The following is a 22,463-nucleotide window of genomic DNA, read 5'->3' as shown; positions in this document are numbered from 1 at the left end:
TCGGCGAGCGCTACACCTCCTGCTGCGACCCCCGCCTCAACCCCGCCCAGGCCCTGACCGCCGTCAACGCCTGGCCCGCCTGACCCATACGCCCGGCCCGTACGAGGGCCGTACGCACGGCCCGTACGCCTGGCCCGTACGAGGGCCCTTACGCCCGACTCGTACGCCCGGCCCGTATGTCAGCAGCACCCGCCCCACGACCGAGGACTGCCACCATGACCGGCATACCCCCCATCAGCGCCTACCCCCTGCCCGCCGAGGGCGACCTGCCCCAGGCCGCCGTGTCCTGGACCGCCGACACCGAGCGGGCGGTCCTCCTCATCCACGACATGCAGCGCTACTTCCTGGCGCCCTTCCCCGACAGCCTGCGCCAGGAACTGACCGCCAACGCCGCCGCCCTGCGCGAGAAGTGCGCCGCGGCGGGCATCCCGGTCGCCTACACCGCCCAGCCCGGCGGCATGAGCGAGGAACAGCGCGGCCTGCTCAAGGACTTCTGGGGCCCGGGCATGCGCCCCGCCCCCCAGGACCGCCAGGTCGTCGACGCCCTCACCCCCGCCCCCGAGGACTGGCTGCTCACCAAGTGGCGCTACAGCGCCTTCTTCAAGACCGACCTGCTGGAGCGCATGCGCGCCGCCGGACGCGACCAGCTCATCCTGTGCGGCGTCTACGCCCACGTCGGCGTCCTGGCCACCGCCGTCGACGCCTTCACCCACGACATCCAGCCGTTCTTCGTCGCCGACGCCACGGCCGACTTCACCCACGACTACCACCGCTCGGCCCTCACCTACGCCGCCGAGCGGTGCGCCCGGGTCACCACCGTCAAGGGGCTGTTCACATGACACCGACACCACCCACCCCCCACGCCTCCCGCACTCCGGCCGCAGACGACCTCCTGGAGCAGGCGCTCACCGGCCGCGCCGAGGCCTTCGCGCTGCTGCACCGCCCCGGCGCGACGGGCCCCGACACGGTGGAGGTGGTGACCGGCTCGGTGACCCTGCCGGCCACCCTGGCCGACATCCCACTGCCCCCCGCCCCCGCACCCGGCACCGGCGCCCGCCACGAAATGCTGGTCGTCATGCCCTACCGGCAGCTGTCCGAACGCGGCTTCGCCTGCGCCGACGACGGCACCCCGCTGGTCGCCATGACCGTCACCGGCCAGCAGCAACTGCCCCTGCGCCAGGCCCTGGCCCGCATCGCGGACATCCCCACCCCGCTGGCCGGCGGCGGCTTCGACGTCGACGACGGCGCCTACGAGGACATCGTGCGCCGCATCGCCAAGGAGATGATCGGCACCGGCGAGGGCGCCAACTTCGTCATCAAGCGCACCTTCGTCGCCGACATCACCGACTACGGCCCCGCCAGCGCCCCCGCCCTCTTCCGCCGGCTCCTGGAACGCGAGAGCGGCGCCCACTGGACCTTCCTCATCCACACCGGCAGCCGCATCCTGGTCGGCGCGTCCCCCGAACGCCACGTCAGCCTCCAGCGCGGCACCGCCGTGATGAACCCCATCAGCGGCACCTACCGCTACCCGCCCGCCGGCTCCACCCTCGAAGGCGTCCTCGCCTTCCTCGAGGACCGCAAGGAGACCGACGAGCTGTACATGGTGCTGGACGAAGAACTCAAGATGATGGCCCGCATCTGCGAGGCCGGCGGCCGCGTGGTGGGCCCCTACCTCAAGGAAATGGCCCGCCTGGCCCACACCGAGTACTTCATCGAGGGCCGCACCGACCGCGACGTGCGCGACATCCTGCGCGAGACGATGTTCGCCCCCACCGTCACCGGCAGCCCGCTGGAGAGCGCCTGCCGCATCATCCACCAGTACGAACCCGGCGGCCGCGGCTACTACAGCGGCGCCGCCGCCCTCATCGGCCGCGACGAACACGGCGAGCGCGCCATGGACTCCGCGATCCTCATCCGCACCGCCGACATCAGCCACCAAGGGCGCCTGGCCATCGGCGTCGGCGCCACCATCGTGCGCCACTCCGACCCCGCCTCCGAGGCCGCCGAGACCCGCGCCAAGGCCGCCGGACTCGTCGCCGCCCTGGGCGGCGACACCACCGAACGCTTCGCCGACCACCCCAGCGTGCGCCGCGCCCTGGAAGGGCGCAACGACTCCATCGCCGGCTTCTGGCTCTCCGACACCCGCGCCCGCGCCGCCGCCCGCCCCGAACTGGCCGGCAGCAAGGTCCTGGTCGTCGACGCCGAGGACACCTTCACCTCGATGATCGACCAGCAGCTGCGCTCTCTGGGCCTGGAAGTCACCGTGCGCCGCTACGACCAGGACTACGCCTTCGAGGGCCACGACCTCATCGTCATGGGGCCCGGCCCGGGAGACCCCCAGGAGGTGGCCCACCCCAAGATGCGCCACCTGCACACCGCGATCGCCACCCTGCTGCGCGAACAGCGGCCCTTCCTCGCCGTCTGCCTCAGCCACCAGGTCCTTGGCCTGCAGCTCGGCCTGCCCCTGCGCCGCAGGAGCGTGCCCAACCAGGGCGTGCAAAAGCAGATCGACCTCTTCGGCGCCGCCGAACACGTCGGCTACTACAACACCTTCGCGCTGCTGAGCCAGGACGAGGAATTCACCCCCCGCGGCGTGCCCGGCGTGAGCGGGGAAACCCCCGTCCAGGTCAGCCGGGACGCGGCGACGGGGGAGGTGCACGCCCTGCGCGGCGCGGGCTTCGCCTCCCTGCAGTTCCACCCCGAATCCGTCCTCACCCGGCAGGGCCCGCGCATCGTGGGCACCACCCTGGCCCACCTCCTGGCCCCCGCCCGCACCCCCGACCCCGCCTGAACCACCCCCCAAGACCGCCGGGCCGGCGCCCTCCCCCGAGCGCCGGCCCGGCCCTTGCCCTGCCCCCGAAGCCGCCCTGGGGCCGCAGTCACCCTGCGGCCGCATTCGCCGAAGGATCGATCCATGTCTGACGTACGGCGTTCCGAAACCCTGACGGGCTCTGTGGAGGTGGCCTTCCCCGAGTTCCGCACGCCGCCGGCCGAGCCGTTGGGGCTGTTGTCGTCCTGGCTGAAGACGGCCACCGAGCTGGGGGTGCGCGAGCCCCGCGCGCTGGCCCTTGCCACCGCCGCTGGCCAGGGGCGGCCCTCCTCCCGGATCGTGGCCGTCAACCAGATCACCGACACCGGCCTGGTGTTCATCACCCACGACGGCAGCCAGAAGGGCCGCGAGCTGGCCGCCAACCCTCACGCCTCGGGCGTCCTGTACTGGCGCGAGACGAGCCAGCAGGTGACTCTGGCCGGCCCCGTCGTCCAGCTTTCGCGCGCCGAGGCCGAGCAACTCTGGGCGGCCCGGGCGGTGTTCACCCATCCCATGTCGACGGTTTCCCTGCAGAGCGAGCCGCTGCGCGACCTGGACCACCTGGAGGAGATCCGCGCCCGCGCCCTGGCCCTGGGTGAGCCGGCCCGGCCGCTGCCCTGCCCGGAGCCGTTCGTCGGCTACCGGCTGGAGCCGTCCAGTGTGGAGTTCTGGGCGAACGGCACCGACCGCCTCCACGAACGCCTGCGCTACGACCGCACCGACAGCGGCTGGACGACCACCCGCCTGCAGCCCTGAAACCCCCCACCCGTTCGGAGACCCACACCATGACCTCCCCGACTTCCACCCAACCCGCCACCACCGGCCCGGTGTTCACCAGCCACCTGGAGCTGCGGGCCCGCAACCGGCGCGCCGTGGAGCAGTACATGGAGATCGGCCCCGAGGCCCGGCTGCGCCGCTACACCCTCTACACCGAGGATGGCACCGCCGCCTTGTTCAACACCGACATTGGGCGCCCCATCGTCGTCCAGGGGCGGGAGAAGCTGAAGCGGCACGGGGAGCTGTCCCTGAAGGTCCTGCCCGACTGGCAATGGTTGGACGTGCACCTCTACGAGACCCAGGACCCCGGCACCATCTGGGTCGAGTGCGACGGCGAAGGCACCATCCGCTTCCCCGGCTACCCCGAGGGCCGCTACCGCAACCACTTCATCCACGGCTTCACCCTCCACGACGGACGGATCGCCGCCAGCCGCGAATACACCAACCCCATCGAGCACATGCGCGCCCTGAGCATCGACACCCCCCACATCAACCGCGACTGGATCCCCTCCTGAACCGCGCCTCCCTCAACTCGAAAGAGCCGCCCGGCAGTTGGCCGGGCGGCCCTTCCAAGGTGAAGAGAAAGGGGAGAGTCCCTCGGTGTCTGTTCAGAGGGTGGCGCGGCCGGTTTTGAGGGCGGCGGTGGTGTCCACGACGCGGCGGGCCTGGTGGCGTGCTGCCTGGAGGGCGATGTCGCCGGGGGCGCCGTCGCCGGCGACGTGGGAGGTGCCATACGGGTTGCCGGACTGGAACTGGACGGGGTCGGTGTAGCCGGGGGGCACGATGATGCCGCCCCAGTGGTAGAAGGTGTTGGACAGGGCCAGGATGGTGGATTCCTGTCCGCCGTGGGCGGTGTTGCTGGCGGTGAACGCGGAGAACACCTTCCCGGCGATCTTCCCGGCGAACCACAGGGGTCCGGTGGTGTCGATGAAGGCCCGCAGCTGGCTTGCGGGGTTCCCGAACCGGCTGGGTGTGCCGAACAGGACCGCATCGGCCCAGGCAAGGTCGTCGTGGCTCGCTTCGGCGACGTCGGCGGTGGCCTCACGGTGGGCCGCCCAGGCCGGGTTGGCCTCGATCGCCGCCTGGGGGGCGGTCTCGGCCACCGTGCGCAGCCGTACCTGCGCGCCCGCTTTCTCCGCGCCCTCGGCGACCGCCTTGGCCAGCGTGTGCACGGTGCCGGTCGCGCTGTAATAGATGATGGCAACGTTCACAGATTCCACAGCAGATTCCCTTTTCTTTTTGCGTGTTCTATCGGGTGGTGTCACGGGATACGGCCGCTCGCGCACAAGGGCCGACGTCCCGGTGGAGACAAGGGGAGAAAAGTCGGTGAAGGCAAGAGGGGAATAGGAGGCCGCGAAGGCGGCGGCCGGTCCGGTCCGCGGGGTGCCGCCGGCCCGGCTCGGCCCTGCCGGCACCCCTGCGAACTGGAGCCCGTGCGGCCCGTGTTGGCCGCAGGCGCCCGCCCTTGCGGGCCGGCTCAGCCGCGCCCGGCCACCGCCCGGTGCGGGCGCGGCATACGGGCTGGTGATCCGCGGATCGACGTCACGTACACGGCCATTCTCCTGACGGTGAGGAATGACTTCGCCGGGCGAAGCCGGGGCAAGGAGAGCCGATGTGCGGATCCGGGCGACCGGGGGAGGGAAGCCCGGATCCGAATTCGATCTCCACCTCTACCGACGACACAGGCCGTTGTAATGTGAGGTGACGAGCGCCACCTTCAGTGCGATGTCTCGTCGAACTGGTGAAGTCGGGGCGCGGCCAAGGGAGTTGGCGACACCATGAGCATGCATCCCGAGCCGGAGGAGAGCCGGCTCGAACCCGGTCTGCGCGCCGTCCTGAGCGAGCGGCGCCAGCTCATCAACCTCGCGTACCGGTTCCTGGGATCCCTGGCCGACGCCGAGGACGTCGTGCAGGAGACCTACACCCGCTGGTATGCCATGTCCCAGGAGCGCCGGGACGCCGTCGCCTCGCCCGGCGGCTGGCTGACCCGGGTCGCCAGCCGCGTCTGCCTGGACCTGCTGGGCTCGGCCCGCGCTCGGCGCGAGCGCTATGTGGGGGAGTGGATCCCCGAGCCGCTGCCCGACCGCATGGAGTGGATCAGCGGGCCCTCCACCACGAGCGACCCGGCCGACCGCATCACCCTGGACGAGTCGGTCAACATGGCCTTCCTCGTCGTCCTGGACTCCATGACCCCGGCCGAGCGGGTCGCGTTCATCCTCCACGACGTCTTCCACTACTCCTTCGCCGAGATCGCCGAGATCGTCGGCCGCAGCCCGGCCGCCAGCCGCCAGCTGGCCTCCTCCGCCCGCCGCCGCATCCACGACGCCCAGCAGGCCCCCGCGCCCGCCACAGCACGCCGCGCCGACGTGGTCCGCGACTTCAAGCAGGCCTGGCAGGCCAAGGACATCGACGCCCTCATCGGCCTGCTCGACCCCGACGCCACGACCATCGCCGACGGCGGCGGCCTGGTCAGCGCCCAACTGCGCCCGGTCACCGGCGGCGAGCAGATCGCCCGCGTCTTCGCCGACGTCGCCGGCAAGGCCCCCGACCTGACGATCCTGGAGCGCACCGTCAACGGCCAGCCCGGCCTGGTCGCCCAGCAGGACGGCGTCACCGTCTCCGTCCTGGCCTTCGACGTGGCGGGCGAGCGCATCACGCACATCTGGGCGGTGCGCAACCCCGAGAAGCTGCGCCCCTGGACGACCGGCTGAGACCCCTCCCGGGGCCCGCAGCGTTTTCGGCCACCGCGCGGCCCGGCCCGCCAGGAGCGCACGCCGGACCGCAGGAGGGGCCGCGGGAGGGGTGCGGGCTTCAGCCGCGGGGCGGTGCGCCCAGCGGCACCTTGTAGCTCTCCAGGTGGCTGATCGCCTCCCCGGCGAAGGTGAACACGTCGCAGAAGAGGAACTCCGCCTTCTTGCCGTCGGGCAGGGCGAGCGCGGCGCGGCCGGTGGCGACCACCGTGTCGCCCTCCTCGATCAGCCGGTCGACGGTGATCGTCGGCCGCTGCACGACGCCTTGCGCGGCGGCACCGTCCTTGTTCTGCACGATGGCCCGCAGGGCCTCCTTGCCCTGCACCCGGGTCTGGCCCAGGCTCTCCCACACCACGTCGTCGCTCACCAGGGCCAGGACCTGCTCGTGGTCGCCGCTGAGGACCCCCTCGCGGTACCGCTCCACGATCGCTTTGTGTTTGCTCATGCCCCCATGACTATGGGCCGGGCCTAGGAGGGCGCTGGAATCCCGACAGAAGCGGACGCACCCCCCACCCCCGGCCCCGGGCCCGGCACCCCGGCGGCGGCCAGGGGCGACCTCACATTCGGCGGGGCTGTCTCGTCGTATCCAGGACAGCGGTTTCGGCCAAGGGAGCAGAGGGAGTACGCGAGCGATGAGGACGCAGACCGGCCCGGACGACGAGCAGCTCGAGGCGGGCCTGAGCACGGTCCTGAGCGAGCGGCGCCAGCTCATCAACCTCGCCTACCGCTTTTTGGGATCCCTGGCCGACGCCGAGGACGTCGTGCAGGAGGCCTACGCCCGCTGGTATGCCATGTCCCGCTCCCAGCGCGAGGCCATCGCCTCCCCGGGCGGCTGGCTGACCACCGTCGCCAGCCGCATCTGCCTGGACCTGCTGGGCTCGGCCCGCGCCCGGCGCGAGCGCTATGTGGGGGAGTGGATCCCCGAGCCGCTGCCCGACCACTCCGAGTGGATCAGCGGGCCTTCCACGACGGCCGATCCGGCCGACCGCATCACCCTGGACGAGTCGGTCAACATGGCCTTCCTCGTCGTCCTGGAGTCCATGACGCCGGCCGAGCGGGTCGCGTTCATCCTCCACGACGTCTTTCGCTACTCCTTCGCCGAGGTCGCCGAGAGCGTCGGCCGCACCCCGGCCGCCTGCCGCCAGCTGGCCTCCTCCGCCCGCCGCCGCATCCGCACCGCCCAGCAGGCCCCCGCCACCGGCACCGCCCAGCGCGCCGACATCGTGCGCAGCTTCAAGCAGGCCTGGGAGGCCAAGGACATCGGCGCCCTCATCAGCCTCCTGGACCCCGACGCCACCGGACTGGCCGACGGCGGCGGCCTGGTCAACGCCGCACCGCCCACCGGCGGCAGCGAGCAGATCGCCCGCTACCTGGTCACCATCACCGGCCGGGCACCCGACCTGAGCATCCTGGAGCGCACCGTCAACGGCGAGCCGGGCCTGGTCGTCCAGCAGGACGGCGTGACCGTCTCCGTGCTCGCCTTCGACTTCGCCGGCGAGCGCATCAAACACCTGTGGGCGGTGCGCAACCCCGAGAAGCTGCGCCCCTGGACGACCGCCTGACCCCCGCCCCGCACGCACCGGCCCAGAGCAGTGCGGTTACCGGGCCGGTGCAGGTCAGCGGGGGTGGTGTCACATCGCGGCGGGCCATTTCGTCCCAGCTGTGTAGGTACCAAGCACGGCGAAGGAGCACGACATGGACGCGCGCATGAACCTCTTCGACAACCCGGTCTCGACCAAATTCCTCAAGCACCTGGCCGCGGCGGGCCAGGTGAGCGCGGGCACCACGCTGCCGGCCGCAACACAGGAACTGGTGCGCCTGCGCGCCAGCCAGATCAACGGCTGCGGTTTCTGCACGGACATGCACACCAAGGAGGCCACGCACGCCGGGGAGAGCGTCACCCGCCTGCACCTGGTCGCCGCCTGGCGGGAGGCCACGGTCTTCACCGACGCCGAGCGCGCCGCGCTCGAACTGGCCGAGCAGGGCACCCGTATCGCCGATGCGGCCGGCGGTGTCAGCGACGAGGCCTGGGCGAACGCCGCCAAGCACTACGACGAGGACCAGCTCGCCGCGCTGGTGGCGCTGATCGCCGTCATCAACGCCTTCAACCGCGTCAACGTCCTGGTCCGCCAGCCCGCCGGCGACTACCGGGTGGGCCAGTTCGGCTAGCACCTGCAGCAGCCGCCCGCCCGCCGGGGGCTCCGGCCTGTCCGGGCCCCCGGCGGGATGGAAGAAGGGGGTGTCAGCTGATCTTCATGGTGGCCATCATGCCCATGGCCGAGTGGTCGAGCATGTGGCAGTGGTAGAGGTAGGTGCCCCGGTAACTGTCGAAGGTGGCCTGGAGCTTGACCGTCTCGCCCGCCGCGACGATCACGGTGTCCTTCAGGCCCGCCTCACCGGGGGCCGGCGGCTTCCCGGCCCGCTCCAGCACCCGGAACTGCACCAGGTGCATGTGGAAGTTGTGCGGCACCCGGGTGTTGGTGTTGGTGACCGTCCAGATCTCACTGGCCCCGAAGCGGATGCTGGAGTCCACCCGGGCGGGGTCGTAGCTCTTGCCGTCCATGTAGCCCTTGGGGTGCGCGACGCCCTCGTCCATCTGCATGGTGATGGTGCGCTCGTTGGTCGGCGCGGGCAGCGCGGGCAGGGTGCGCAGCACGCCGGGCACGGAACTGGGGTCGGAGGCGGTGCGCACCACATCGAAGCGCATCACCTGGCCGACCTGCTCGGGGGTGCCGGCGAAGATCAGGGTGTTCTCCAGCACCACCTTCTCGCCCACCGCGTAACGCGAGAAGTCCACCACGGCATCGACGCGCTCGCCGGGGGAGAGCAGGAAGGAGCTGGTGGTGTGCGGGCGCTCCAGCAGGCCGCCGTCCGAGCCCACCTGGACGATGTCGCTGCCGTCGGCCAGCCGCAGACTGTAGAAGCGCTGGTTGGACATGTTCGCAAAACGCAGCCGGTACTTGCGGGCGGCGACCTGGAAGTAGGGGTAGGGGGCGCCGTTGACCAGCAGCGTGGTGCGCTCCTGGTCGTCCATCACGTACACCAGCTGCCCGGCCGCATCGAAGTGCGCGTCACGTATCGCGAGGACCACGTCGTACTCGCCCTTGGGCAGCGGCAGGCTCTCCTCGTGGGAGTCGGTCAGCAGATAGCTGCCGTGCAGACCGCGGTAGACGTTCTCCGACTCCACGTGGTGGGCGTGGTCGTGGTACCAGAGGGAGGCGTGGGACTGCTTGTTGGGATAGGTGTACAGCCGCTCGCCGCCGGGGGCGAGGGTGTCCATCGGGTCGCCGTCGTTGGCCTGGGTCACCGAGGCGCCGTGCAGGTGGACCGAGGTGGGCACGGCCAGCTTGTTGCGCTGACGCACGATCACCGGGCGGCCGGTGCGGGCCTTGATGGTCGCGCCGGGGAAGTTCCCGTCGAAGGTCAGCAGGTCGGTCTGGATGCCCGGCAGGATCTCCCGGCGGGCCGGGCGCATGGTGACGTCGTAATGGTCGGCCGTCGCGGTCCTGAAGGTGGGTCTGAGCACCGGCATCTTGGGCAGGGGCACGGCGAACAGCGGCGGATTGGCCGCCTTGGCGGCCTTGGCCGGGCTGGCCTTGGCGCGGTCCACGGCGAGCAGGGGAGTGAATGACGCCCCGGTGAGCCCTACGCCCGCGGCGGCGAGTCCGGTGCCGAGCAGACGGCGTCGGGTGACCATGGTGTGCCCTCCTATGTACGTGGATGAAAAACGGCACCCGGCCGGTGTCCGCGGCCCCCGCGCACGCGGCGGCAACGCGGCAGCGCACAGCCCTGCGGTGCCAGTTCGCAGTCCACCAGGGGCGGCTAGAGGCTCACTCGGGTCCACTCCGCGCGCCGGCGCCCCGCTCCTGCCGCGCGCCGCGCTCCCGCCGCGCGCCCGGGTGCCGGGGCCGGGGTGCCGGGCCGCCTCGCCGCGGACGGCCCCCGCGGCGCACACTGCCGTTGCCCGCCTCCACCGCACCGCACCGCTGAGGGAGTCCTTGTCCATGAGTGAACCGGCGTCCACGGATGAACCGGCGTCCACGAGCGAAGCGACATCCACGAGCGAAGCGACATCCACGGGTGAAGCGGCGTCCACGGGTGAACCGGCCTTCGCCGCCCCCGTCTTCGTCGGCCCGCACCAGAGCCTGGCCGAGCGGCCCGCACCGATCAGCCTCGTGTGGTCCCTGGGCGCCCGGGACCGCGACCTGGACGCCGCCGTCGTACGTCTGGCCCCCGGCGCGGGCCTGGAGGAACACACCGAGAGCGGCTTCGGCGTCCTGCTCACCGTGCTGGCCGGCAGCGGCGAACTGCGCCTGCCCGCCGCCGTCCTGGCCCTCGCCCCGGGCGCCCTGGCCTGGCTGCCCGTCCACACCCCGCGCGCCCTCCAAGCCGGCGACGGCGGCCTGACCTACACCACCGCCCACCGCCGCCGCCCGCCCGCCGGCCCCACCGCCGCCGGGGAGCCGGCCTGCCTGCTGCCGCGGCTGTGCCCCGCCTGCGCCCGCCCGGCCGCCGACCACGACGCCCGCTACTGCGCCCGCTGCGGCACCGCACTGGACGGACCCGCCTGACGCACCGGCGCCCGGCCCTTCTCATCTGCGCCGCCCGCCCCCACAATCACCTCCGCCCCCCGGCCGCCGGTGCGGCCGGCGCCCTGCCGCGCCCGCCCCGCCGAGCCCCCCCTTTGCCGCGCCCGCCGAAGGAGCCTTACGTGCCGATGGTCCGACCGGCCCGCCCGCTCACCCTGCCGCGCCCGTTCACCCTGCTGCCGCGCCTGCTGCCGCGCCCGCTCGTCCTGCTGCGCCTGCTGGGCCTGCTGTGTCTGCTCGCCGCCCTGACGGCGCCCACCGCCCGCGCGCAGGGCCCCGCCCCCGCCGCGCCGCACCGCCCCGTGGTGTTCGTGCACGGCTACAACGCCGACCCCGGCGTGTGGGGCTCCCTGCGCGAGGACCTCACCGCCGCCGGCTACCCGCCCGAGGACCTCTTCGCCTGGGGCTACGACACCAGCCGCTCGGTCAACGAGGAACTCTCCGGCCAACTGGCCGCCTACGTCGAGCAGGTGCGCCACACCACCGGCGCCGACCGCGTGGACCTGGTCGCCCACTCCTTCGGCAGCCTCGTCACCCGCTGGTATGTGAAGTACGGCGGCGGCACCGCCACGGTCGCCCACTGGGCCTCGCTGGCCGGCCCCAACCACGGCACCTCCACCGCCTGGGCCTGCGCCCTGTGGTCGCAGGCCTGCCGGGACATGACCCCGGGCTCCTACGTCACCGGCCGGCTCGCCCAGGGCGATGAGACACCGGGCGCCCTCGCGTACGCGACGTGGTGGTCGAACTGCGACGAGGTCATCAACCCCGACTCCAGCGTCCAGCTGGCCGGGGCGGCCAACCACCCGGCCGGCTGCCTGGCCCACAACGACCTGCTCGGCGACGACGGCGTCTCCCGCGGCCTACAGGACTTCCTGAACAGCCCCTGACCCCACCGGCCCGCCGCCCCACCCGGCGGGACGAATGGGGAGAAACGGGTACGTTCAAGGTCAGCGGGGCGCCGGACGGTCCGCCCGCTGTCTCGTTCACCCGACAAGAGAGCAGTTGTCATGGCCGAGTTCCTGACCGACATCAAGACCATCCGCGAGCGGGCCCGCCGGCAGATCGAGAAGGGCCCGGTGACCGAGGCCTACGGAGCGGACCTGGAGCGCGTCCTCATCGTGCTCAACGAGGCCCTCGCCACGGAGATCGTCTGCACGCTGCGCTACAAGCGGCACTACTACACCGCCTCCGGCCTCTACTCCGAGCCGGTGGCCGCGGAGTTCCTGGAGCACGCCCAGGAGGAGCAGGAGCACGCCGACAAGCTGGCGCAGCGCATCGTGCAGCTGGGCGGCGAGCCCGACTTCAACCCCGACACCCTCACCTCGCGCTCCCACGCGGAGTACACCGCCGGCACCGACCTGATCGACATGATCAAGGAGGACCTGGTCGCCGAACGCGTCGCCGTGGCCGCCTACACCGAGATCGCCCAGTGGCTGGGGGAGGGCGACCCCACCACCCGCCGCGTCTTCGAGGAACTCCTGGCCCAGGAGGAGGAGCACGCCGACGACCTGCGCGGCCTGCTCGAACGCATCCCCGGCGACCGCCGGGGCTGAGAACCCGCACACGCCGCGCCGGGGCTGAGAGCCGCACCCGCCGCGACAGGCTCTGAGACCCGCACACGCCGCGGGCCCGGCCGGATCAGCCGGCCGGGCCCGCGGCATGCGCCTGTGCGGCATGTGCCTGTGCGGCATGTGCCTGTGCGGCAGCGCCGCGCGGCGCTCACCGGCCGCTCAGCCGCAGGGTCACATCCTTTTCCTGGTCACCCGAGGCGGAGCCCTCCTCGCTGACGGCGAAGGCCGCCGAGAGCACCGTGACGATCTGGTCGACCGCCACATAGCCGCCCTGCACCGACGCGGTCACCGGCCCCTCCAGCGAGGGTGTCTGCCCGGGTGCGTCGCCCGCCGGGCGGGCGGTGTCGAAGACGCCGCTCCACACCGTGGGCCCGCCGGAGGACGTGGAGTGCGGGGCCGCACCGTCCTTGCGGTCCGAGGCGAACGCCGCCCCCAGGACCGAAAAGACGCTCCCGGCGTCGTCCGCCGCACCGCTCAGTTCCACCGTGACCTGCGCCGAGGGATCTCCCGCACCGCTCACCGTCGTTCCTTTCCATCGTGTTCGTACCGGGCCGTCGACCGCCCCGGCCCCGCGGCCGAAGTGCGGGCCGCGCTCACCAAGGGGGCCGCGCTCACCCGGAGGGCTCCTGCGGCGTCTGCTCCTTCGGCGCCTCCTCCGCCTCCTCCGCGTCCTGCTGCCCGGACTGCGGGGCGCCGCCGCCGGCGCGCCGGCCGGTGCCGGCCTCGTCGGTCTCGGGCACGTCACCGGCCGCGCCGCGCTCCTTGCCCTGCTCGCCCTCCTGCACCTCCCAGGGGTCCTGGCCGCCGTCGGCCTGCTGGTCGGGCGGGTCCCGGGGGACCGGCGTGCTGCCGTCCGCGCCGGGGGAGGCCGGTACCTGCTCACTCATCGATGTCTCCTCTCGGCCCTTGGCCACCAAGGCGCCCGGCCCTTGCCGCCCGGACGCCCGTACCGGGGCTGGGGTGCAGGTACCCGCGCAGGGCAGGACAACTCGTACTGATCACCGTGGACCACCCGCGCCGGATCGGCGACACGTGAAACGGGCCGGCCACCACCGCCACCCGCCCCCCGGGCCGCCCCTCGCGGCGCCCGAGCGGACCCGGCGGCCCGGTGTGAGACTGCTCCTGTCACGCCGCCCGCCGCACAAGGGAGAAGACGTGTCGAGAGCGGACCCGCCCGGCGGCCTCGAGGAGTTCCTCGCGGACCCCGACAACGCCGTACTGGACCTGGCCACCGCGGTCGCCCGGTGCGCGGCGTCCCTGGGCGTGCCCCAGGCGGTGGTCTACCTCGCCGACCTCCAGCAGCGCCGGCTGGTCCCGCTGAGCGAGGACGCCCCGGCCATCGACGTGGACGCCTCCCTGGCCGGCTGGGCCTACCGCACCCTGGCGCTGCGCGTGGAGGAGTCCGCCACCGGCGGCATGACCGCCTGGCTGCCCCTGCTGGACGGCGCGGAGCGCCTGGGCGTGGTCGCCGTCCACGCCCCCTTCCTGGACAGCCCCCTGCTGCGCCGCGGCCGGGCCCTGGCCTCCCTGCTCGCGATGATGATCACCTCCAAGCGCGCCTACAAGGACAACCTCGTCCAGCGCACCCGCTCCCAGCCCATGCAGCTGCCCGCCGAAATGCTGCGCGCCTTCCTGCCGCCGCGCACCATCGGCAACGCCCACGTGGTCTCCACCGCCGTCCTGGAACCCGCCTACGAGATCGGCGGCGACGCCTTCGACCACTGCCTCACCCGGACGGACCTGCACGCCACCATCGTCGACGCGATGGGCCACAACCTGCTCTCCGGCCTGACCACGGCGGTCGCCCTGGCCGCCTGCCGCAACGGCCGGCGCACCGGCCAGGACCTGCCCGAACTCATGGCGGCCGTGGACACGGCGCTGGGACAGTGGCTGCCGGACCAGTTCTGCACCGGCGTCCTGACCCGCCTCGACCTCGTCAGCGGGGAGCTGCGCTGGAGCAACTGCGGGCACCCGCCGCCCCTGCTGATCCGCGACAACCGGCTCGTCGAGGGCGCCCTGGAACGCGAACCCGACCCGCCCATGGGCTTTCCCGCCGACCTGCGCGCCGGGGAGCGCCAGATGCACGAGATCGCCCTGGAACCGGGTGACCGCGTCCTGCTCTACACCGACGGCATGACCGAGGCACGGCTGGCGGACGGCACGGAGTTCGGGCTCGAACGGTTCGTCGACTCCGTCATCCGCGCCTCCAGCGCCGGCGAGGTCGCCGCGGAGGCGCTGCGCCGGCTCATCCACTCGATTCTGGACGCGCAGACCGACCGGCTGCGCGACGACGCCACCATCCTCATGATCGAGTGGCAGCCGCCCAGCCGGTGACCCGCACCGCTACCGGCCGGACGTCTGCCCGTCGTCGTGGTGGATGTCCTCCTGGGCGCCCGGGCTGGGTGTGAGGGTGTCGCCGGCCTCGCCGTCCTTGGCCCGCTCGCGCTCCTCGTCGGGCACGGGCCGCTCCTCGGCCTCCTCCACCTCCTGCAGCACCTCATCGGCCGCGCTCTGGGCGGGGGCGTGCGGGCGGGAGCTGTCGCGGTGGCTGTCCTGCATGGTGATGTCCCTTTCCGTGGGCTGAAGTTGAGACGGGAGATGTGAGATGGGCAATCGGGGCGGTTAGGGCAGTGGTGTGCCGCCCGTGGCGTTCACGATCTCGGCGGTGATGAAACTCGCGTGCTGGGAGGCGAGGAAGACGTAGGCCGGGGCCATCTCCGCCGGCTGCGCGGGCCGCCCCATCGGCGCCTGCTTGCCGAACTCGGCGGTGTCCGGCAGCGTCGCGGGGATCAGCGGCGTCCACACCGGCCCCGGCGCCACCGCGTTGACCCGGATCCCGTCCTCCACCAGCATCTGCGCGAGCCCCTGGGTGAAGGTCACGATGGCGCCCTTGGTCATGGCGTAGTCCAGCAGGTGCGGGCTGGGCTTGTAGGCCTGCACCGACGTGGTGTTGATGATCGACCCGCCCCGCGGGATGTGCGGCACCGCCATCTTGCACAGCCAGAACATGCCGTACAGGTTGGTGCGCAGCACCCGGTCGAACTGCTCGGTGGAGATGTCGGTGATGCCCTTGGGCTGCGACATCTGGTACGCGGCGTTGTTGACCAGCAGGTCGATCCGCCCGAACTCGGCCACCGCGCGCTCCACGAGCGCCGGCACTGCTCCTCCTCGCGGATGTCGCAGGCCACCGCGAGGGCCCGGCGCCCGGCCTGCTCCACCCAGCGCGCGGTCTCCCGTGCCTCTTCGGCCTCGGAGGGCAGATGGGTGAACAGCACGTCCGCTTCCTCCCGGGCCATGGCGATGGCCACCGCCCGCCCGATGCCGGAGTCGCCCCCGGTGATCAGCACGGCCTTCCCGCGCAGCAGCCCGGAGCCGCGGTAGGAGTCCTCACCGTGGTCCGGCGGCGGGTCCATGGGGCCCGTCCAGCCCGGCGGCTCCTGGTCCTGCTGGGGGAAGTCGGGCCGCGGCCCCCTGTCGGTGGGGTCCTGCGGGCCCTGCTTCCCGGGAGTGTCCTTCATCTGCTGCCGCCTTCCTGCTGTCGTGCGGACGGCGCGCGGCCGCCCTGCCGGGCCCCGTCGCGCCTCGTGCCCACCTTCGTCAAGAGCGGGCCGGCCCACCACCGGAAGATCCCGGGGGCGGGCCGCGCCCGCCGTGCGCGGCCCTCGGGTGCCCGGCCGTCCGAGCGGCAAAACGCGGCGTCACGGCCCGTCGGGGCCGGGCAGGCATGTCCGCCGGGATCGGGGAAAGCCGGACACCATGAAGATCCTCATCGTCCTCGTCGTCCTCGGTGTCGCCCTCGCCTGGTACATGAACGGGCGCAAGAGGCGCTGAGCCCCACACCCGCCCCCCCCGGGACGGTGAGCAGGTGCGCGGCATCCGCGCCGCGGTGGCCGCCCCGGACAAGCCGCCCCGGCCCGGGATGAACGGGCGAAAGAGGCGCTGCCCCCCCCGCTTCCGCCCCTGGCGGTGAGCGGGTGTGCGGCATCTGCGCCGTGGCCACCCCGGACAAGCCGCTCCGGCCCGCCCCGCCCCGTCCCGGACGCGCAAGGCGGCACCTCGCTGCGGCGCCGCACCCGCCGCCCCCGGCCCGGACCCGCCCGCCCCGTACAGCCTCTGACGTGCCGTCAGGCGCGGCGGAGGCGGGGGAGGGGTCAGGCGTCCCGGCGGTCTGCGGCGGCGCGGGCGGCTGTGCGGTAGGCGCCGGGGCGGTGGCCGGTGTGGCGGGCGAAGACCTTGCTGAAGCCGCCCGTATCGCGGTAGCCCACCTCGGCGGCGATGCTCGCCAGGGTGCGGTCGGTCATCTCCAGCAGGTGCCGGGCCCGGCGCACCCGGACGGTGTGCAGATACGTCAGCGGACTCTGCCCGGCCTCCTCGCCGAAGCGGCGCAGCAGGGTGCGGGTGCTGACCCCGAACTCCCGGGCCAGGGCGGCCAGGTCGTAGCGCTCGCGCAGGTTCTGCTCGAGCCGGCGCTTGACGCCGCGCGAAAAACCCCGGCCCGGGGCGGGCAGCAACTCGGCGTCGACGTAAGGAGCCTGGCTGGAGCGCGTCTCGTCCAGCAGGGCGATGCGCGCGGTGCCGCGGGCGACCTTGGGGCCGTCGTGCTCGCGGATGAAGCCGAGCGCGAAGTCGTACATCGCGCTGAAGGCCGCCGTGGTGGTCACACCCCGGTCGGTGACGACCAGCTGCTCGCAGCACACCCGCACCCGGCGGTAGCGGCGCGCGAACACCTCCGCGTACAGCCACGACGTCGTCGCCCGGCGCCCGTCGAGCAGGCCGGCCTCGGCGAGCAGGAAGGCGCCGACACAGACCGACACCAGCGCGTTGCCCCTCTCGGCCTGCGCGCGCAGGGCCGCCGTCTCCGGCTCCAGACGGGCCAGGGCCGCCTCGGGGCCCAGGGCGGGGGAGACCTCGAAGCCGGGCACGACCAGCACGTCCGCCGGGCGCAGCGCCGCCACCTCGATGCCCGCCCCGCCCGAGGCGCGCACCCGCCCGCGCGGCGAGACGACCGCCACCTCATAGGAGGGCTCCGGCGCGCCCCGGGCCGCGGCGACGTGCCCGGCCATGCTCAGCAGATCGACGATCCCGAACACCTGCGAGGCATAACAGCCGGGATAGGCCAGCACATTGACGCGCAGCGCACTCACACGATCTCCGATGCCCTTGGCCGCTAGCGGGTGGCGAGATCGCCCGCGAAACCGGCGGTGCCGCAGCTTCTCGCCCCCGCCAGCCTCTCGCCATCCTTTCGCCCATGACAACCACAGCAGACACCGCCGCAGCGCAGGACGACCCGCTGGAGGACTTCGAGCGCAGGGCCGTCGCCGTCGAGGGCGTCACCAAGACCGTGTACGTCACCGGGGCGGGCCCGGCCGTCATCCTGATGCCGGAGATGCCGGGCATCAGCCCCGACGTGGCGCGCCTGGCCCGGTGGATCCGCGAGGCCGGCTTCAGCGTGTACGTGCCCTCCCTCTTCGGCGTCGACGGCGCTTATCCACGGGCCGGGCAGGGGGAGGCGATCGTGCGGCGCGCCTGTGTCAGCGCGGAGTTCCGGGCATTCGCCGGGGGCGGCACGAGCCCGGTCGTGGGCTGGTTGCGCGGTCTGGCCCGCGGCGCGCACGCCGAACGCGGTGGGCCGGGGGTGGGCACCGTCGGGCTCTGCTTCACCGGCAACTTCGCGCTGACCATGGCGCTGGAGGAGGCCGTCATCGCCCCCGTGGTCAACCATCCCTCGCTGCCGCTGGACGACCCCGGCGCCCTGGAGATCGGCGCGGCGGACGCCGCCGCGCTGGCCGAACGCGTCGCCCGGGACGAACTGAAGGTGCTCGCCCACCGGTTCGAGGGCGACCGGTGGTGCACGGGCCGGCGGTTCGCGGCCTACCGGGCGCTGCTCGGCGACGCCTTCGAGGGCCGTGTCCTGCCCGCCGGGGCGGCCCTCACCAATCCCCCACCGTTCTTCCGCGACATCGTCGGCTGCGCCCACAGCGTGGTCACGGCACACTTCGTCGATGAGGCCGGCCATCCCACGGTGCGGGCCCGCGACGAGATCCTCGCCTTCCTGACCGAGCGGCTGGCACCCGCCCCGGCCTGAAGGCGGCGCATCCACTCCGCGACGGTGACGGCGTCGCGGCCGGCGAGAAGGAGGCCCCCGTGCGGTTGCGCGGTTCCGGCGACAGCGGCTGGGACGCCAGGCCCCGGCCGGGTGTCCCGCTGCCCAGGGTGCGGTGAGCGGCCCGGCGGCCCGCTGCCGGTTCAGGTGTTCTCCCGGCCCGCCGCCTTGGCGATGTTGCGGGCCATGCCGCCGAAGACGACGGCGTGAAAGGGCGCCACCGACCACCAGTAGACATGTCCGAGCAGGCCCCGCGGATGGAACAGGGCCCGCTGGCGGTAGCGGGTGCGCCCCGGCCCGCCGGGTGTCTTCTCGGGGCGCTGCCCGTGTTGCCCGTGCTTTGGTGTCGTCCCGTCCTTGGCCGGTGGCCCGTCCTGTTCGACGTACATCTCCAGCCAGGCCAGGCCCGGCAGCCGCATCTCGGCGCGCAGGCGCAGCATCCGGCCCGCCTCGATCTCCTCCACCCGCCAGAAGTCCAGGGAGTCGCCGGTCCTGAGGTGGCGGGCGTCGCGGCGGCCGCGGCGCAGGCCGACGCCGCCGGCCAGCCGGTCGAGCCAGCCGCGCACCGCCCAGGCGAGGGGGAAGGAGTACCAGCCGTTGTCCCCGCCGATGCCTTCGATGACCCGCCACAGCTGAGCGGGGGTGGCGTCCACGACCATCTGGCGGTGGTCGGTGTAGAGGCTGCCGCCGGCCCAGTCGGGGTCGGTGGGCAGCGGGTCGCTGGGCGCGCCGGGCAGCGAGGCCGAGGACCAGCGGGTGGTGACCTGGGCCTCCTGGATGCGCTGCAGGGCCAGCCGCAGGGCCTGGCGGAAGGGCAGCGGGCGCCCGGGTCCGTCGGGCACGTAGCGGGCGATGTCCCGTTCCTGGCAGACGACTTCATGGCGCAGGGACTCCGCCAGCGGGCGGGCGATGCCGCGGGGCACGGGGGTGACCAGGCCGACCCAGTGGCTGGACAGGGCCGGGGTCAGCAGGGGGACGGGCACGATCAGCCGGTGCCGCAATCCGGCGACCTCGGCATAGGTGCGCATCATGTCCCGGTAGGTCATGACGTCCGGGCCGCCGATGTCGAAGGCGCGGTTGAGGGTGTCCGGCAGGTGGGCACAGGCGGTGAGGTAGCGCAGCACGTCGCGCACGGCGATGGGCTGGATGCGGGTGCGCACCCAGCTGGGCGTCACCATGACCGGCAGGCGTTCGGTGAGGTAGCGCAGCATCTCGAAGGAGGCGGAGCCCGAGCCGATGATGACCGCGGCGCGCAGCACGATGCTGGGGACGCCGGAGTCGAGGAAGATGTGGCCCACCTCGGCGCGCGAGCGCAGGTGCGGCGACAGGTCCTGTTCGGGTACGCCGGCCGGGGTGAGCCCGCCCAGGTAGACGATGCGCCCTACGCCGGCCGCGCGGGCCTGCTCGGCGACGGTGTGCGCCGCGCGCCGGTCGGTCTCCTCGAAGCCGGGCCCGGAGTTCAGGGCGTGCACCAGGTAGTAGGCCACCTCGATGCCCCGCAGGGCCTCGGCCAGCGACCGGGGGTCGGTCACATCGCCCTGGACGATCTCCACCTGCCCGGCCCAGGGGTGGTCGCGCAGCTTCTGGGGGGTGCGGGCCAGGCAGCGCACCCGGTGGCCCGCCGCGAGCAGTTCGGGCACCAGGCGCCCGCCGATGTAGCCGGTGGCTCCGGTCACCAGGACGTGCCGGCCGGGCCGGGGGGCCTCTTCGCTGTCGCTCACGTGCGCCGGTACCTCGTTTCGGTCTCGGGGGAGCGGGCCGCTTCTTTCCAGGCAGTCTCACCCGCGGCGGCCCGCCCCGCGACAGCTGGCAGCCACCGCGCATCTCCCTGTACGGGAGAGGGCCGGGGGAGAGGGGATGGCCCCGGGGTGTCTGACGGACCGTCACTGCCGGGGGCGCCGGTGTCACGGTGCGGTGGGCGGGGCGGACGGGGGCAGGGGGGTCAGCCGGTAGGCGTCGCCGTGGGCGCTCACCCGGCCGGCGGTGGGCGCGGGGAAGTGGGTGCCCAGGAGGAGGGTGTCGGTGCCGGCGAGCGAGGCGAGCAGGGCGCGGCGCGAGGCCTCGGCCTGCCCGGGGTCGGTGTCGACGCAGCTTCCCAGGTGGGGGTGGGGGAGCTGGACGGGGTGGTGGATCAGGTCGCCGGTGATCAGCGCTGCCCGGCCGCGGCTGCTCAGCCGGACGGCCAGGTGGCCGGGGGTGTGGCCGGGGGTGGGCACAAGGCTCAGGCCGGGGACGAGCTCGGTGCCCTGCGGCGGGACGTCCAGGAGGTCGAGCAGCCCGGCGTTCTCGACGGGGTGCACCGAGTCGCGGAACATCTGCCGCCGCGGCTCGTCCATGGCGTACCCGGCCCAGAAGTCCCGTTCGGCGCGGGAGGTGACGTAACGGGCGTGGGGGAAGGTGGGGACCCACGCGCCGTCGCCCGGCCGTGCGCGGGTGTTCCAGCCGACGTGGTCGGTGTGCAGGTGGGTCAGGACGACCAGGTCGACCCTCTCCGGTGGGAACCCGGCGGCGGTCAGGCGCCGCAGGTAGTCGGTGCGCAGGTGGTGCCAGGCCGGGTTGGCGCGCGTCTTGCCGTTGCCGATGCCGGTGTCGACCAGCACCCGCAGGCCCCCCACGGTGAGCGCGAAGCTGTGGCTGTCCAGGCGCAGGACGCCCGCGGGGTCGGCGAAGTCGGGGCGCAGCCACGGCTGGCGGGCGACCAGTTCGGGGCCGGCGCCGGGCAGCAGCCAGGGCCCGGTGGCGGGCGGCAGCGGCGTCTCGTCGATGCGGTGGACGGTGATGTCGCCCACGGTCCAGTACGGGACCGCGGGCGGCGGCCCGCTCCGGACGGTGGTCGGGCTCTGCATGGCTGGGTCCTCTCCCCGGGAACACGAACGCTAAAAGCTAAGTGTTTGCGTTAAGTGAGCGTAGGTCCTACGGTGACCTAACGCAAACACTTAGCTTTTAGCGGGGGTGGGGCGGACCGCACTCCCGCAACACCCCGTCCCCGCCCACCCGTTGAGGACCCCATGCCTGCCCCTGAAGAGCCCACACCCCAGCCCACACCCCCACTCACGCCCCAGCTGACACCCCCTGAGGCCGCCCGCTGGGCGGCGCGCGCCGGACTCCTGCTGCCGCCGGAGCGGCACCAGGCGGTGGCCGCCACCGCCGAGCACATCCACGCCGTCGTCGCCGTCCTGCGGGAACTGGACTTCGCCGACACCCCGCCCGCCCCCCACTCCACCGCGGAGGAGCAGCCCCATGCGGCCCTTTGAGCTGACCCTGGCCGACGCCGCACAGGAGATACGGGCGCGCCGGCTCTCCCCGGTGGAGCTGGTGGACTCCGTACTGGAGCGGATCGAGCAGACCCAGCCCGCCCTCAACGCCTACGTCACCGTCACCGCCGAGCGGGCCCGCAAGGCGGCCCGCGAAGCCGAACGCCGGGCCGCCGCAGGGCACTTCACCGGCCCGCTGCACGGCATCCCGGTGGCGCTGAAGGACCTGATCGACGTCGCCGGAGTGGCGACCACGGCCAGCTCGGCGGTCCGCACCGGGCACCGGGCGCAGAGCGACAGCACGGTCGCGGCCCGCCTGGCCACGGCCGGCACCGCCCTGCTGGGCAAGACCCACACCCACGAGTTCGCCTACGGGCTGACCACCCCCCAGACCCGCAACGCCTGGCACCCGGACCGGGTCGCCGGCGGCTCCAGCGGCGGCTCGGCCGTCGCGGTGGCCGCGGGCGCGGCCACCTTCGCCCTGGGCACCGACACCGGCGGCTCCATCCGCGTACCGGCCGCACTGAACGGCATCGTCGGCCTCAAACCCACCTACGGCCTCATCCCCCGCGACGGCGTGACCTCCCTGTCCTGGACGCTGGACCACATC

The 22,463-nt window shown here is 73.2% G+C and carries 23 protein-coding genes and 1 pseudogene; 14 read left to right on the top strand and 10 right to left on the bottom strand.

The annotated features are described in order from the left end of the window. Positions 1–215: 215 nt before the first annotated feature. The 4 genes from ACZ6CV_RS37135 (at position 216) to ACZ6CV_RS37120 (ending at position 4,101) form a co-directional block, all read left to right on the top strand. Positions 216–839 (top strand): isochorismatase family protein, encoded by a 624-nt coding sequence (locus ACZ6CV_RS37135; RefSeq protein ID WP_469256307.1) that lies wholly within the window; start codon positions 216–218, stop codon positions 837–839. After that, a complete protein-coding gene (locus ACZ6CV_RS37130) occupies positions 836–2,791 on the top strand; it encodes an anthranilate synthase family protein (protein ID WP_469256305.1) in 1,956 nt (651 codons plus the stop codon). Before ACZ6CV_RS37135 ends, ACZ6CV_RS37130 begins: the two co-directional genes overlap by 4 nt. A gap of 123 nt (positions 2,792–2,914) precedes the next feature. Next, positions 2,915–3,565 carry a phenazine biosynthesis FMN-dependent oxidase PhzG gene (gene phzG, locus ACZ6CV_RS37125; protein WP_469256304.1) on the top strand — a complete coding sequence of 217 codons (651 nt, stop codon included), beginning with the start codon at positions 2,915–2,917 and terminating at the stop codon, positions 3,563–3,565. 29 nt (positions 3,566–3,594) lie between these two features. Then, positions 3,595–4,101: a PhzA/PhzB family protein gene (locus tag ACZ6CV_RS37120; RefSeq protein WP_469256302.1), complete on the top strand. Its 507-nt coding sequence runs from the start codon at positions 3,595–3,597 to the stop codon at positions 4,099–4,101. A 93-nt stretch (positions 4,102–4,194) separates the two neighbouring features. Here ACZ6CV_RS37120 and wrbA read toward each other — a convergent pair whose 3' ends face one another. Next, entirely contained in the window at positions 4,195–4,806 is a 612-nt protein-coding gene (wrbA, locus tag ACZ6CV_RS37115) for an NAD(P)H:quinone oxidoreductase (RefSeq protein WP_469255801.1), read from the bottom strand. Between the two features lie 558 nt (positions 4,807–5,364). Here wrbA and sigJ (ACZ6CV_RS37110) point away from each other — a divergent pair. After that, positions 5,365–6,297, top strand: a complete 933-nt coding sequence (gene sigJ, locus ACZ6CV_RS37110) for an RNA polymerase sigma factor SigJ (RefSeq protein ID WP_469256300.1) — start codon at positions 5,365–5,367, stop codon at positions 6,295–6,297. Positions 6,298–6,397: 100 nt separating this feature from the next. Here the strand turns inward: sigJ (ACZ6CV_RS37110) and ACZ6CV_RS37105 are convergent, their stop codons facing one another. Continuing rightward, positions 6,398–6,781, bottom strand: a complete 384-nt coding sequence (locus ACZ6CV_RS37105) for a nuclear transport factor 2 family protein (protein ID WP_362377226.1) — start codon at positions 6,779–6,781, stop codon at positions 6,398–6,400. Positions 6,782–6,968: 187 nt separating this feature from the next. On the opposite strand from ACZ6CV_RS37105, the gene sigJ (ACZ6CV_RS37100) reads away from it, so the two are divergent. Together sigJ (ACZ6CV_RS37100) and ACZ6CV_RS37095 are read left to right on the top strand one after the other, a co-directional pair. Next, positions 6,969–7,898 carry an RNA polymerase sigma factor SigJ gene (sigJ, locus tag ACZ6CV_RS37100; protein WP_469256299.1) on the top strand — a complete coding sequence of 310 codons (930 nt, stop codon included), beginning with the start codon at positions 6,969–6,971 and terminating at the stop codon, positions 7,896–7,898. Between the two features lie 133 nt (positions 7,899–8,031). After that, on the top strand, positions 8,032–8,505 hold the full coding sequence (locus ACZ6CV_RS37095) for a carboxymuconolactone decarboxylase family protein (RefSeq protein ID WP_469256298.1): 474 nt from the start codon (positions 8,032–8,034) through the stop codon (positions 8,503–8,505). 73 nt (positions 8,506–8,578) lie between these two features. Here ACZ6CV_RS37095 and ACZ6CV_RS37090 read toward each other — a convergent pair whose 3' ends face one another. Next, positions 8,579–10,033 carry a multicopper oxidase family protein gene (locus ACZ6CV_RS37090; protein WP_469256296.1) on the bottom strand — a complete coding sequence of 485 codons (1,455 nt, stop codon included), beginning with the start codon at positions 10,031–10,033 and terminating at the stop codon, positions 8,579–8,581. 307 nt (positions 10,034–10,340) lie between these two features. Between ACZ6CV_RS37090 and ACZ6CV_RS37085 the strand changes: the two genes are divergently transcribed. The 3 genes from ACZ6CV_RS37085 (at position 10,341) to ACZ6CV_RS37075 (ending at position 12,478) form a co-directional block, all read left to right on the top strand. Beyond that, on the top strand, positions 10,341–10,907 hold the full coding sequence (locus tag ACZ6CV_RS37085; protein ID WP_469256294.1) for a cupin domain-containing protein: 567 nt from the start codon (positions 10,341–10,343) through the stop codon (positions 10,905–10,907). Between the two features lie 146 nt (positions 10,908–11,053). Continuing rightward, entirely contained in the window at positions 11,054–11,812 is a 759-nt protein-coding gene (locus ACZ6CV_RS37080; RefSeq protein WP_469256309.1) for an esterase/lipase family protein, read from the top strand. A gap of 120 nt (positions 11,813–11,932) precedes the next feature. Beyond that, positions 11,933–12,478, top strand: a complete 546-nt coding sequence (locus ACZ6CV_RS37075) for a ferritin-like domain-containing protein (RefSeq protein WP_469256292.1) — start codon at positions 11,933–11,935, stop codon at positions 12,476–12,478. A 166-nt stretch (positions 12,479–12,644) separates the two neighbouring features. On the opposite strand, the gene ACZ6CV_RS37070 is transcribed toward ACZ6CV_RS37075, so the two are convergent. Both ACZ6CV_RS37070 and ACZ6CV_RS37065 read right to left on the bottom strand, forming a co-directional pair. Then, the gene (locus tag ACZ6CV_RS37070; protein WP_469256291.1) at positions 12,645–13,016 is read right to left on the bottom strand and encodes a hypothetical protein; all 372 of its coding nucleotides are present in this window, start codon (positions 13,014–13,016) and stop codon (positions 12,645–12,647) included. A gap of 91 nt (positions 13,017–13,107) precedes the next feature. Further along, positions 13,108–13,383 (bottom strand): hypothetical protein, encoded by a 276-nt coding sequence (locus tag ACZ6CV_RS37065; RefSeq protein WP_469256288.1) that lies wholly within the window; start codon positions 13,381–13,383, stop codon positions 13,108–13,110. 268 nt (positions 13,384–13,651) lie between these two features. On the opposite strand from ACZ6CV_RS37065, the gene ACZ6CV_RS37060 reads away from it, so the two are divergent. Continuing rightward, on the top strand, positions 13,652–14,830 hold the full coding sequence (locus tag ACZ6CV_RS37060) for a PP2C family protein-serine/threonine phosphatase (RefSeq protein ID WP_469256287.1): 1,179 nt from the start codon (positions 13,652–13,654) through the stop codon (positions 14,828–14,830). A gap of 9 nt (positions 14,831–14,839) precedes the next feature. On the opposite strand, the gene ACZ6CV_RS37055 is transcribed toward ACZ6CV_RS37060, so the two are convergent. The 3 genes and pseudogenes from ACZ6CV_RS37055 to ACZ6CV_RS37045 all read right to left on the bottom strand — a co-directional run bounded on the left by ACZ6CV_RS37055 (position 14,840) and on the right by ACZ6CV_RS37045 (position 17,640). Then, complete coding sequence (locus ACZ6CV_RS37055) at positions 14,840–15,055, bottom strand: hypothetical protein (protein WP_469256286.1); 216 nt, start codon at positions 15,053–15,055, stop codon at positions 14,840–14,842. 63 nt (positions 15,056–15,118) lie between these two features. Beyond that, positions 15,119–16,014 (bottom strand): annotated as a pseudogene (locus ACZ6CV_RS37050) (SDR family oxidoreductase). Positions 16,015–16,647: 633 nt separating this feature from the next. After that, positions 16,648–17,640 carry a GlxA family transcriptional regulator gene (locus ACZ6CV_RS37045; RefSeq protein WP_469256284.1) on the bottom strand — a complete coding sequence of 331 codons (993 nt, stop codon included), beginning with the start codon at positions 17,638–17,640 and terminating at the stop codon, positions 16,648–16,650. A 104-nt stretch (positions 17,641–17,744) separates the two neighbouring features. Here ACZ6CV_RS37045 and ACZ6CV_RS37040 point away from each other — a divergent pair, with 104 nt between their 5' ends. Next, positions 17,745–18,581 (top strand): dienelactone hydrolase family protein, encoded by an 837-nt coding sequence (locus ACZ6CV_RS37040; protein ID WP_469256282.1) that lies wholly within the window; start codon positions 17,745–17,747, stop codon positions 18,579–18,581. Positions 18,582–18,742: 161 nt separating this feature from the next. Here the strand turns inward: ACZ6CV_RS37040 and ACZ6CV_RS37035 are convergent, their stop codons facing one another. Both ACZ6CV_RS37035 and ACZ6CV_RS37030 read right to left on the bottom strand, forming a co-directional pair. Then, a complete protein-coding gene (locus ACZ6CV_RS37035; protein WP_469256280.1) occupies positions 18,743–20,320 on the bottom strand; it encodes an SDR family oxidoreductase in 1,578 nt (525 codons plus the stop codon). A gap of 183 nt (positions 20,321–20,503) precedes the next feature. Further along, positions 20,504–21,445, bottom strand: a complete 942-nt coding sequence (locus tag ACZ6CV_RS37030; RefSeq protein WP_469256279.1) for an MBL fold metallo-hydrolase — start codon at positions 21,443–21,445, stop codon at positions 20,504–20,506. Between the two features lie 162 nt (positions 21,446–21,607). Here ACZ6CV_RS37030 and ACZ6CV_RS37025 point away from each other — a divergent pair, with 162 nt between their 5' ends. Both ACZ6CV_RS37025 and ACZ6CV_RS37020 read left to right on the top strand, forming a co-directional pair. Further along, positions 21,608–21,853 (top strand): hypothetical protein, encoded by a 246-nt coding sequence (locus tag ACZ6CV_RS37025; protein WP_469256277.1) that lies wholly within the window; start codon positions 21,608–21,610, stop codon positions 21,851–21,853. Next, a partial coding sequence (locus ACZ6CV_RS37020; RefSeq protein ID WP_469256275.1) for an amidase occupies positions 21,840–22,463 on the top strand: 624 nt, incomplete at its 3' end. The genes ACZ6CV_RS37025 and ACZ6CV_RS37020, both read left to right, overlap by 14 nt.

It is taken from the genome of Streptomyces sp. NPDC041713 (genome assembly GCF_055591085.1).
This window is presented reverse-complemented; position numbering and strand designations above follow the sequence as displayed.

Bases quoted from the DNA above. Each gene is read 5' to 3' on its own strand.
- ACZ6CV_RS37130 (WP_469256305.1), top strand. From the start codon at position 836: ATGACACCGACACCACCCACCCCCCACGCCTCCCGCACTCCGGCCGCA.
- phzG (WP_469256304.1), top strand. From the start codon at position 2,915: ATGTCTGACGTACGGCGTTCCGAAACCCTGACGGGCTCTGTGGAGGTG.
- ACZ6CV_RS37040 (WP_469256282.1), top strand. From the start codon at position 17,745: ATGACAACCACAGCAGACACCGCCGCAGCGCAGGACGACCCGCTGGAG.
- sigJ (WP_469256299.1), top strand. From the start codon at position 6,969: ATGAGGACGCAGACCGGCCCGGACGACGAGCAGCTCGAGGCGGGCCTG.
- ACZ6CV_RS37030 (WP_469256279.1), bottom strand. From the start codon at position 21,445: ATGCAGAGCCCGACCACCGTCCGGAGCGGGCCGCCGCCCGCGGTCCCG.
- ACZ6CV_RS37085 (WP_469256294.1), top strand. From the start codon at position 10,341: ATGAGTGAACCGGCGTCCACGGATGAACCGGCGTCCACGAGCGAAGCG.
- ACZ6CV_RS37080 (WP_469256309.1), top strand. From the start codon at position 11,054: ATGGTCCGACCGGCCCGCCCGCTCACCCTGCCGCGCCCGTTCACCCTG.
- sigJ (WP_469256300.1), top strand. From the start codon at position 5,365: ATGAGCATGCATCCCGAGCCGGAGGAGAGCCGGCTCGAACCCGGTCTG.
- ACZ6CV_RS37065 (WP_469256288.1), bottom strand. From the start codon at position 13,383: ATGAGTGAGCAGGTACCGGCCTCCCCCGGCGCGGACGGCAGCACGCCG.
- ACZ6CV_RS37105 (WP_362377226.1), bottom strand. From the start codon at position 6,781: ATGAGCAAACACAAAGCGATCGTGGAGCGGTACCGCGAGGGGGTCCTC.
- ACZ6CV_RS37075 (WP_469256292.1), top strand. From the start codon at position 11,933: ATGGCCGAGTTCCTGACCGACATCAAGACCATCCGCGAGCGGGCCCGC.
- ACZ6CV_RS37135 (WP_469256307.1), top strand. From the start codon at position 216: ATGACCGGCATACCCCCCATCAGCGCCTACCCCCTGCCCGCCGAGGGC.
- ACZ6CV_RS37120 (WP_469256302.1), top strand. From the start codon at position 3,595: ATGACCTCCCCGACTTCCACCCAACCCGCCACCACCGGCCCGGTGTTC.
- ACZ6CV_RS37090 (WP_469256296.1), bottom strand. From the start codon at position 10,033: ATGGTCACCCGACGCCGTCTGCTCGGCACCGGACTCGCCGCCGCGGGC.
- ACZ6CV_RS37095 (WP_469256298.1), top strand. From the start codon at position 8,032: ATGGACGCGCGCATGAACCTCTTCGACAACCCGGTCTCGACCAAATTC.
- ACZ6CV_RS37025 (WP_469256277.1), top strand. From the start codon at position 21,608: ATGCCTGCCCCTGAAGAGCCCACACCCCAGCCCACACCCCCACTCACG.
- ACZ6CV_RS37055 (WP_469256286.1), bottom strand. From the start codon at position 15,055: ATGCAGGACAGCCACCGCGACAGCTCCCGCCCGCACGCCCCCGCCCAG.